This window comes from Mesorhizobium sp. M7A.F.Ca.CA.002.05.1.1 (genome assembly GCF_003998335.1).
Lineage (GTDB): Bacteria > Pseudomonadota > Alphaproteobacteria > Rhizobiales > Rhizobiaceae > Mesorhizobium.
Genome location: NZ_RZQI01000165.1, coordinates 1 through 8,843 on the forward strand (window position 1 = coordinate 1; position 8,843 = coordinate 8,843).

Here is an 8,843-nt window from a genome sequence, read left to right on the forward strand (position 1 = left end):
CTGTGATGGCGCCGGCATCGCCGAACTGGGGATAGATGGCCTTGATGTCGGGATAGCGGGCAAAGGCATCCTGGATAGCCTTGATCACCGACTCCGGCTGGCCGGACGTGTCGACCGATTCGACGATCTCGACAGCGGGATCTCCCGCCAGCCCCAGACCGACGCCGTGGTGACGGGCCTGGCAGATCGGCAGGGCGCGTGCGCCCCAGATCTCCAGCACGCGATAAGGCTTCTCGGCGGTAGCGCCCGCCGTTTTGGCGAGTTCGGAGAATTTCACGCCGATCTGGCCGTTGCCTTCCATCGTGTCGGCATCATAGCCGGCAAAGCCGGTGAGCTTGTCGGTGTTGGCCGGAAGCACCCAGTTGTAGACGTCGATCCCGGATGCGATGGCCTTGTCGATGGTGGTGGCCATGGAGGTCGGGTCGATGGGATGCAGCACGATCGCGTCGTAGGCGTGCGTGGCGATGGCGTCTTCCATCAGGCGCGTCTGCGTCGGCACGTCGAATTCGGCCGAGCTCGTGGTGAAGGTCGCGCCGGCTTCCTCGAGCTGGGTCTGCAGGAGATGCTGCGCGATGACCTGGTAGTCGTCGCCCATCCACACCGGCAAATAGAGCACCTTGTAGGGCGACCCGTCCTGCTTGACGGCGATCCCCTTGTAAGGCTGCCACTGGACACGGCTCGGATCTATGAGACCCTTGATCTTGCCCCAGTCGGCCTCGGGTATGAAGTCCGGTCGCGCGGCTTCCTGGGCCGTCGCGGCAAATGCCAGGGACAGCGAGAATAAAGCTGCCGCTATATATTTCTTCATTGAATTCCTCCTCCAAACTCTTCCTGCCATTCGCGAATGCGGTACCTGGGGTACCGGCATTGCCTCCCTGCTGCGAAAGAAGACCTCCAATTCGTTTGCTGAAGCTATTCGGTGATAGGGGTGATGAACTATAGAAGCATGCAGCCGAACAAATATTGCCTGGAAGCACTGTCCTAAGGCAAATCCCCAACCGAAGTCCTAGCCGCCCCGGCAAGAGGGCTCAAATCGTTGTTCACCATGTCGGCATCGCGAACGGCGAGGAAACGGTGATATTCAGGTGGAGGGATGGCCGCGCTTTGTCGTCACCACGCCCTGCCTTCGCAATCGGGCCAGTGTTCTTCGACAAGCTCAGGATGAGGTAGGAAGCGGGCGAGCCTAGACCGACCGAGAAGGAGAATGCCGGCGCCATTGGCGCGACCGCCACCGTCAGGTGTCGAGCTTGGTGGCCATGTCCTCGATGTCGTCGGCGATGACATCCCAATCCGCCTCGGCGGCAAGGTCGATCGCTTGGTTGGGGCCGAATTCGGTGGGACGCAGGAAGAAGCCGGTCATCAAACCGTACTTGCGCGCGTTGGCGAGGTCGCCATTGTGCGCCGACGCCAGCATGACCTCGCCCGGTTCGAGATTGAGCAGCCGGGCGCTGCCCAGGTAGGTGTCGGGATGCGGCTTGAAGCGTGAGAACATGTCGGAGCCGAAGACCACGTCCCACGGCAGGTTCGCGCCCTTGGCCATGTCGACCAGCAGGCGCACGTTGCCGTTCGAAAGCGAGCCGACGATGTATTTGGTCTTCAGCCGCGTCAGGCCCGCCACGGCATCCGGCCAGGCCTTGAGGCGATGCCAGCCGAGGTTGATGTCGCGCAGGTCGTCCTCTCTGAAGCCGGTGACGCCAACATCGCGCATGGCCTCGTCGAGCAGTTCGCGATGCAGGTCGTCGAGGAGGCCGTAGTCCCGCGTGCCCGCGGTTACTTCATCGAGCATCCGGTGATAGCCGTGGCGCCATGCGTCGGCGACGGCGGCCCAGTCGCCGTTGACGCCGCGCTTGCCACCGAGTTCCTTCATTTCGGCGACCAGGCTGCCGCGCCAGTCCACCACGGATCCGAATGTGTCGAAGACGATGGCTACGGGTTTCTTGCTGGACATGGCGGTCTTCTCTTCGAATTTGGAAAAAGGGGAGCACCGGCGGGTTTCGCGGTGCGTGCTATGAGGCGCATCGTATCGAGGGTCTTCCTCCCATCGAAACTAACGGAGAGCCCGGCGAAGGAAAGTATCCGTTGGGCACCCCCCACCTCGCGGAACGTGGCGGCAGCCTGCGTCGCGCCGCGGAAGGCGATCGCCGCGCGACGACTGCGTTCAGGCGAAGGCGATCTGTACCTTGATGGCCCGGCTCTTGTCGCCTGCCAGCAGGAAGGCGTCATTGGCATCAGTGACCGGCATGGTCGCGCTGTGCAGCGGCGCCACGTCGATCCGGCCCGAACCAATGAGCTTGGCGGCGAGCGAAAACTCGCCGGCGAAGCGGAAGCTGCCGCGCAGCACCAGTTCCTTGCCGACGATGGTCGAGATCGGCAGTTCGGGGACGGCGCCCTGGCCGACGGGCACGATGGTGCTGCGCGGCTGTGTCGCGCGCAGTGCCCCGGCGATGGTCAGCGACTAGCCGGCGACCTCGAAGACGACGTCGAATAGCCCTTGTTGGACTCATAGCCGGCCAGCGCATCCGGCCCGACCGCCCGACGTTGACCGTATGGTCGGCGCCGAGCGAAGGGGCGAGGGCGAGCGGCTTGTCGAGGATGTCGGTGACCACCACTTCGCGCGCGCCAGTCGCGCCGAAAGCAGGAGGAGGAGGCCGATCGCGGCGTCGACGCCGGCAGCCATGGCGACGGCGTTGGCGGCGTCGCAGACGATGTAGTCGGCAAACCCGCCCTGCACGAGCGGCGTGCGCATGGCGCTGCCGAGGAAGCGCATGTCGGAACAGTGGATCGGCTGGCCGCTGCAGCAGAAGCCGCAATGGCCGCAGGGCGACGACGGACTGACGGCGACCATAGCGCCCAACTGCACGCCCACGACACCGGCGCCGAGCGCCGCGACATGCCCGGAAATCTCGTGATCGAGGATCATCGGCTCGCGCACTCGGACCGGCCCGAAGCCGCCATGGTTCTAACAATGCAGGTCGGAGCCGCAGATGCCGCCATTGGCGATCCGCACCAGCACCTGTTAGGGGCCAGGTTCGGGCCTGGCCCTTTCCTCGACGCGCAGGTCTTCTCTCGGCATGCAGAACCACGGCGCGCATCATGTTCAAATCCTCGTATCCCGCAGCATCTGCCGTCGCCGCTTCAGTACAAGGCGCACGCCATGTTCAATGGCTGATCTGGCTGAGGAACGCCTTGCTGCGGGCTTCCCTCGGATTGTCGAAGAAGGTGCCCGGCTCGCCCATCTCGACGATCTCGCCCTGGTCCATGAAGATGACGCGGTCGGCGACCTGGCGGGCGAAGCCCATCTCGTGGGTGACGCAGAGCATGGTCATGCCTTCGTTGGCCAGTTCGATCATGGTGTCGAGGACTTCCTTGACCATCTCCGGGTCGAGCGAGGAGGTCGGCTCGTCGAACAGCATGATCCTGGGATTCATGCAGAGCGCGCGCGCGATCGCCACGCGCTGCTGCTGGCCGCCCGAAAGCTGGGCGGGATATTTGTGGGCCTGTTCGGGAATGCGCACGCGGGCGAGGTATTTGCGCGCGGTCTCCTCCGCCTTCGCCTTGGCGATGCCGGAAACCTTCATGGGCGCTAGCGTGCAGTTTTCGAGCACCGTCATGTGCGGGAACAGGTTGAACTGCTGGAACACCATGCCGACGTTGCGGCGCACCGCCTCGACGTTCTTCGGCCCCGCGGTGAGTTCGATGCCGTCGACGACGATCTTGCCGCTGCGGACCTGCTCGAGCTGGTTGATGCAGCGGATGAGCGTCGACTTGCCCGAGCCGGACGGGCCGCAAAGGACGATTCGCTCGCCTGTGCGGACCGTCAGGTTGACGGCCTTCAGCGCATGGAAAGCGCCGTAGTATTTCTCGACGTTTTCCATGCTCACCGCGAGCGAGACGGTTGCGTTCGCCTGTTCTGAACTCACGTGGACATCTCCCTGCGGCCGGCCGTGCCTGAACCTACTTCTCGGCGTTTTCGATGAAGTCCGGCAACGGCGCCTTCATCCATTGCTCGTGCAGCTTGCCCAGGCTTCCGTCCTTCTTCTTCCCGTTCAGGAAGTCGTTGACGGCGGCAAGCAGCTCGGGCGAGTCCTTGCGCACGACGATACCCTGCGCCTGCTGGCGCAGCAGGAACTTCTTGGTGAAGCGGTCCGGCGCCGTCTTTTCGATCTGGCCGATCGCGATGTCGGCAACGCCGAGCAGCGGCACCTGGCCGGAGATCAGTGCCTGCGCGGAGGAGGCGTCGTCGTCGTAGCGCTGGACGTTGGTGTCGGCCGCGGCGATTGCCGTCACGGCGGTATCCTGCGTGGTGCCGCGGGTGACGCCGATCGTCTGGCCCGCGAGGCCCGCCTTGTCGGTGATGGCGATATCCTTGTCGCCATAGACGAACTGCTCGAGACCGGCATAGGGCACCGAGAAGTTGACAACCTTGAGGCGTTCCTCGGTGATGCCGAGCGTGGCAAACAGCACGTCGGCCTGGCCCGACAGCAGGTACTGGATGCGGTTGGCCGAGGTCACCGGCAGGATGGTCAGCTTGACGCCGATGCTGTCGGCGAACTCCTTGGCGAGATCGGGATCGTAGCCGACGGCCTGGCCGTTGGAATCGAGCAGGCCGAAGGGTGGGTAATCGACCAGCGAGCCGACGGTGATCGTGCCTTTGTCCTTGATTTCCTTCAAGGTCAGGGCTGAAGCCGGCATCACGGTGACGGCCGCCGCGACCGCGACGCTCGCGACGAACGTCAGAGCATTTTTCCAGAGTGTCATCAGGTGTATCCTCCCTTTCAAAAAATGGATCCCCGACATCGAGGGTCCGGACAATTCGAGACGTCAGCGTGTCGCCAGAGCGGCGTAATGCCCTTCCATGCGCCGGGCGTAGACCGAAAGCGGCCAGCACAGGCAGAAGTAGATGATGGTCACCAGCCCGTAGACCTTGAGCGGCGAGTAGGTCGCGTTGTTCATGATCTGCGCGGCGCGCATCAGCTCGACGAAGCCGATGATCGAGGCGAGCGACGTGCCCTTGATCAGCTGGACGAGGAAGCCGACGGTCGGCGCCACGGCGATGCGCGCGGCCTGCGGCAGGATCACCGATTTCATCCGATCGAAATAGGACAGGCCAAGCGCCCAGCTCGCCTCGCTCTGGCCTTCCGGCACCGCCTGGATGCAGCCGCGCCAGATCTCGCCGAGAAAGGCGGCGGCGTGCACGGTAAGCGCCAGTGCGGCCGCCACCCAGGGGCTGACGCCGAAGCCGATGATCTGCAGGCCGAAATAGGTGAGGAAGAGCTGCATCAAGAGCGGCGTGCCCTGGAACAGGCGAATGAAGCCGAGCGCCGGCAGGCAGAGCAGCCGGTATTTCGACACCCGCGCCAGCGCCACCACGAGTCCGCCGACGGCGCCGCCGGCAAAGGCGGCGGCCGAAAGCGCGATGGTCCACTGGACAGCCAGAACGATGAACCAGAATTCCTGTATGCCGAAGGGGCGGATCATGACCTCGCTCCTACCGGCTTAAGGGATAGTTAAAGGCGAGGCGCTGGATCAGGCGGAACAGGCCGGAGAAGCCGAGCGACATGACGAGGTACATGCCGGTGATGACAAGATAGACCTCGAAGGCGGTGAAGGTTCGCTGCTGGATGTCGTTGCCGGCGGCGGCCAGGTCCGTCGCCGAGATCACCGAGACGACGCTGGTCGACAGCATCAGGTAGACGAACTGGCTGGTCAGCGCCGGGTAGATGGTACGCACCGCCTGCTTCAGGATGATGTAGCGGAAGATCTGCAGGCGGTTGAGCCCGAGCGCGACGCCGGCCTCGACCTGGCCCTTGGCGATGGATTCGATGCCGGCCCGGATGATCTCGGTGGCGAAGGCGCCGACATTGACCACCAGCGCCACGATGGCGGCGGTGTTCGGCGTCATGCGGATGCCGAATTCCGGCAGCGCGAAATAAATGAAGTAGATCTGCGCCAGGAAGGGTGTGTTACGGACGAGCTCGATATAGGCGTCGATCAGCCAGCGCAGCGGGGGCGGCCCGCCGGTCTTGGCAAAGGCCAGCACGACGCCGACGATCAGGCCGAGAATCATGGCAACGAACGAGAGCTGGATGGTGATCCACGCGCCCGTTAGAAGATGGTCCATGTTCGCGAACACGGGCGCGAATAGGAGCTGATACTGCATGACCTCCCTAACTTCCGGCTGCTCCAGAAATGCCTGCCCGCCACGCTCCGATCCGCCGACCGCGCGCGCCTTCCCTATCGGGGAAGCTTAAGCCGGCGGCGCGATGCAGGGATATTATCGGTTCGGTTCCCCCCACCTCGCCAAATGTGTTGGCTGGCGCCGCCCGCGCGGCGGTTCAATCCAGCCGGTAGACGCGCCGCGCGGTGCCGGCAAACAGCCCGCGTTTCACGCCGTCGGATGCGCCGGAAACGATGCGCTTGAAGGCGTTCCAAAGGGCGGCATAGCCGATGCCCATCCGGTCGACCGGGAAGTTGCTCTCGAACATGGCGCGGTCGGCTCCGAAGAGTTCGATGCAGGTCTCGATGTAGGGACCCCACATGGAGGCGAGCTCGGCCGAGGTCGGCGGCGCGGGCCGGGTGTTGTAGTCGTAGGCGGCAAGCCGCATCATCATGCCGCCGAGCTTGATCGAGACGTTCGGGCACGTGGCGAGTTCGGCCATCGACGCTTTCCAGGCGGCGAAGACCTCGTCCTTGCGGCCGGCATAGGGGCCGTAGCCGAGCGGGCAGCCGCAATGGCCCATGACGATGCAGGCCTCGGGAAAGGCGCGCGCGAGGTCGGTGACGTCGGCGAGCTGGGGATGGTAGAGCCAGGCGTCAAAGGACAGGCCCATGGCGACGAGCCGGGCAAATCCGGCGCGAAAATCCGGCTGCCCGTAAAGCCCGGGCGCGATGCCCGGAAAGCTGTTGCCGATGATCGGGTCGGCGTCCCAGCCGCCTGAGTGGCGGATGCCTCGGAAACGACCGCCGCCGGCCCGTACATGCGCCTCCAGGACCGGCGCGACGCCGTCGCCGAGCATCAGGTCGGCGAAGCCGACGATGCCGGCCGCAACGCGGATCGGCCCGTAGATGCCATTGTCGCACATGGCGGCGATGCCGGCGGCGACCTCGGTCTCACCGACGGGCTGCATCTCCTTCGGGCCGAAGGCGCGATCCCATTCGTAAGCGTTCATGTGAACGGTGGCGACGACCGTGTGGCCGCTGTTGGCATCGGCGAGGAACTCGTCGAGCATGTAGCGGTGGCCGCTGGTGGTGCGAAGGTCCCAGAGATGATGATGGGTGTCGATGATCTCCAATTCGGGGTCGAGAATGACCTCCGGCTCTGCCGTCGCCAGCCAGGCTTCGTCCGGCGGGAAAATACGGCCGTATCGGGTGGGCAGTCTGGACGAACGCATCGGTATTCCCTGTCTCATTTGTCGGTGGACCGCGAAGCCGGCTGCCTCACGGAGCGGGCACGAGCCGGCAACGCAATGCCGATCCCGTGCCGGTGACGGCGAGTTCGCACGGCGCCGCGACGTCGAACGGTTGCGTCAGCGTGCCGGTGAAGACCGCGCCGCCACGCCTCAGGACCTGTCCCCGTTCGCGCAGATGCGCGATCAGGTGGCCGAGCACCGCGAGCGTATCGGGCAGATCGTCGCCGCGCAGGCCGCGGGCGCGCAAATGGCCGTCGACCGTGACGCCGGCATGTGCGGCGATGTCGCCGATCGCGTCAAGATCGACGGTTTGGCCCAGGACCACCGCATGCGACACGCAATTGTCGGCGATCGTGGCCGGCACGCCGATGCTCTGGCGGTCGGGAAGGCGCGAGGAGACGATTTCGAAGCCGATATGCGCGGATTCGATCAGGTCTGGGGTGACGACGGGTCCCGCATCGCACGCCAGCACGAGCGCGATCTCCAGTTCGATAGTGACGCTGGCATCGCGGGGCACGATGACGTCTTCGCCACTGACGTGGCGGCGCGGCGCCAGGATGCGCCCGAAGATCGGACGGGAGAGACCGGCGCCGCGATAGAAGTTGCGCCCGGCGAGGCCGATCTTCCAGCCGACTACCGCATGGCCGAGGAGTGCGATCAGCCGGTCCTGGACATCGTAGCCTTCGGCGAGGCTGCGCGGCCGTACGTCGGCGCGCAATCCGGCCGGCTGCGCACCGGCGCGCCATGCGTTCGCCAGTCCCTCTGCCGCGCGGTCGGGATCGAAGCTGTCGCTCATGGCGTCAACGGCCCGTCATCAGGCGAAGAAGACGCCGCCATTGACGTTGACGATCTCGCCGCAGAAATTGCTCGCCCCCTTCGTGCACAGGAAGGCGATCGGCCAAGCGATCTCCTCGGCGGTGGCCATGCGTCCGAGCGGAAAGTTTTCGCGCGGAAAGTCGATGTTGGCGCTGAACGGCGTCACGACCGGTCCGGGGGCGACGCCGTTGACCAGGACGCCGCCCGACGCAGCCTTGCGGGCAAGCAGGCGGACTAGCGCGTGCAACCCGCCCTTCGAGGTGACGTAATCGGGCGGCGTCGTCGTCAGCGTGCCGCCGTGCCAGCCGGCGAGCGAGCCGACGAGGATCAACCGGCCGCCGCCGTTCCCGACCATGTGGGCGATGCTGGCGTGACCGAGTTCGATCGGTAGCCGGACGTTGACCGCCATGGTCCGGGCGAATCGGGCTTCCCAGTTCGGGTCCTGGTCCCATGGAATCTGCGCCGGAACGATGCCCGCGCAATGGACGACCGCGCGGACCGGCCCGGAGGCGAAGAGCGGGGCTATGGCGCCGGGCGCCAGGAGGTCGCCCTGGAAGGTTTCGGGAACGACGTTGTGGGCGGTGAGATCGGCACAGGTTGCGTCGAGGCTCGAGACAT

11 protein-coding genes are annotated in these 8,843 nt (G+C 65.2%); all 11 read right to left on the reverse strand.

Annotation, left to right across the window (positions count from 1 at the left end):
- Positions 1–808 (reverse strand): sugar ABC transporter substrate-binding protein (locus tag EN939_RS11255; protein WP_164750946.1); only part of this gene is annotated, 808 nt, incomplete at its 3' end.
- A gap of 426 nt (positions 809–1,234) precedes the next feature.
- A complete protein-coding gene (locus EN939_RS11260) occupies positions 1,235–1,948 on the reverse strand; it encodes an HAD-IA family hydrolase (RefSeq protein WP_127268070.1) in 714 nt (237 codons plus the stop codon).
- A gap of 210 nt (positions 1,949–2,158) precedes the next feature.
- Entirely contained in the window at positions 2,159–2,404 is a 246-nt protein-coding gene (locus tag EN939_RS39825) for a hypothetical protein (protein ID WP_306244472.1), read from the reverse strand.
- A 96-nt stretch (positions 2,405–2,500) separates the two neighbouring features.
- Positions 2,501–2,920: an alcohol dehydrogenase catalytic domain-containing protein gene (locus tag EN939_RS39830; protein ID WP_127301625.1), complete on the reverse strand. Its 420-nt coding sequence runs from the start codon at positions 2,918–2,920 to the stop codon at positions 2,501–2,503.
- Between the two features lie 238 nt (positions 2,921–3,158).
- Positions 3,159–3,875: an amino acid ABC transporter ATP-binding protein gene (locus EN939_RS11270; protein ID WP_127268075.1), complete on the reverse strand. Its 717-nt coding sequence runs from the start codon at positions 3,873–3,875 to the stop codon at positions 3,159–3,161.
- Between the two features lie 79 nt (positions 3,876–3,954).
- On the reverse strand, positions 3,955–4,758 hold the full coding sequence (locus EN939_RS11275) for a transporter substrate-binding domain-containing protein (RefSeq protein WP_127268071.1): 804 nt from the start codon (positions 4,756–4,758) through the stop codon (positions 3,955–3,957).
- A gap of 63 nt (positions 4,759–4,821) precedes the next feature.
- On the reverse strand, positions 4,822–5,478 hold the full coding sequence (locus EN939_RS11280; RefSeq protein ID WP_127268072.1) for an amino acid ABC transporter permease: 657 nt from the start codon (positions 5,476–5,478) through the stop codon (positions 4,822–4,824).
- A gap of 10 nt (positions 5,479–5,488) precedes the next feature.
- The gene (locus EN939_RS11285; protein ID WP_024504874.1) at positions 5,489–6,160 is read right to left on the reverse strand and encodes an amino acid ABC transporter permease; all 672 of its coding nucleotides are present in this window, start codon (positions 6,158–6,160) and stop codon (positions 5,489–5,491) included.
- A 175-nt stretch (positions 6,161–6,335) separates the two neighbouring features.
- Positions 6,336–7,391: an amidohydrolase family protein gene (locus EN939_RS11290; RefSeq protein ID WP_127268073.1), complete on the reverse strand. Its 1,056-nt coding sequence runs from the start codon at positions 7,389–7,391 to the stop codon at positions 6,336–6,338.
- Between the two features lie 46 nt (positions 7,392–7,437).
- Complete coding sequence (locus tag EN939_RS11295) at positions 7,438–8,205, reverse strand: 2-keto-4-pentenoate hydratase (RefSeq protein ID WP_127268074.1); 768 nt, start codon at positions 8,203–8,205, stop codon at positions 7,438–7,440.
- 18 nt (positions 8,206–8,223) lie between these two features.
- Positions 8,224–8,843 (reverse strand): SDR family NAD(P)-dependent oxidoreductase (locus EN939_RS11300; RefSeq protein WP_164750947.1); only part of this gene is annotated, 620 nt, incomplete at its 5' end.

What these genes read in the sequence shown, in the direction of transcription:
- EN939_RS11260 (WP_127268070.1), bottom strand. Translation starts at nt 1,948, where the DNA reads ATGTCCAGCAAGAAACCCGTAGCCATCGTCTTCGACACATTCGGATCC.
- EN939_RS39830 (WP_127301625.1), bottom strand. Translation starts at nt 2,920, where the DNA reads ATGATCCTCGATCACGAGATTTCCGGGCATGTCGCGGCGCTCGGCGCC.
- EN939_RS11270 (WP_127268075.1), bottom strand. Translation starts at nt 3,875, where the DNA reads ATGGAAAACGTCGAGAAATACTACGGCGCTTTCCATGCGCTGAAGGCC.
- EN939_RS11275 (WP_127268071.1), bottom strand. Translation starts at nt 4,758, where the DNA reads ATGACACTCTGGAAAAATGCTCTGACGTTCGTCGCGAGCGTCGCGGTC.
- EN939_RS11280 (WP_127268072.1), bottom strand. Translation starts at nt 5,478, where the DNA reads ATGATCCGCCCCTTCGGCATACAGGAATTCTGGTTCATCGTTCTGGCT.
- EN939_RS11285 (WP_024504874.1), bottom strand. Translation starts at nt 6,160, where the DNA reads ATGCAGTATCAGCTCCTATTCGCGCCCGTGTTCGCGAACATGGACCAT.
- EN939_RS11290 (WP_127268073.1), bottom strand. Translation starts at nt 7,391, where the DNA reads ATGCGTTCGTCCAGACTGCCCACCCGATACGGCCGTATTTTCCCGCCG.
- EN939_RS11295 (WP_127268074.1), bottom strand. Translation starts at nt 8,205, where the DNA reads ATGAGCGACAGCTTCGATCCCGACCGCGCGGCAGAGGGACTGGCGAAC.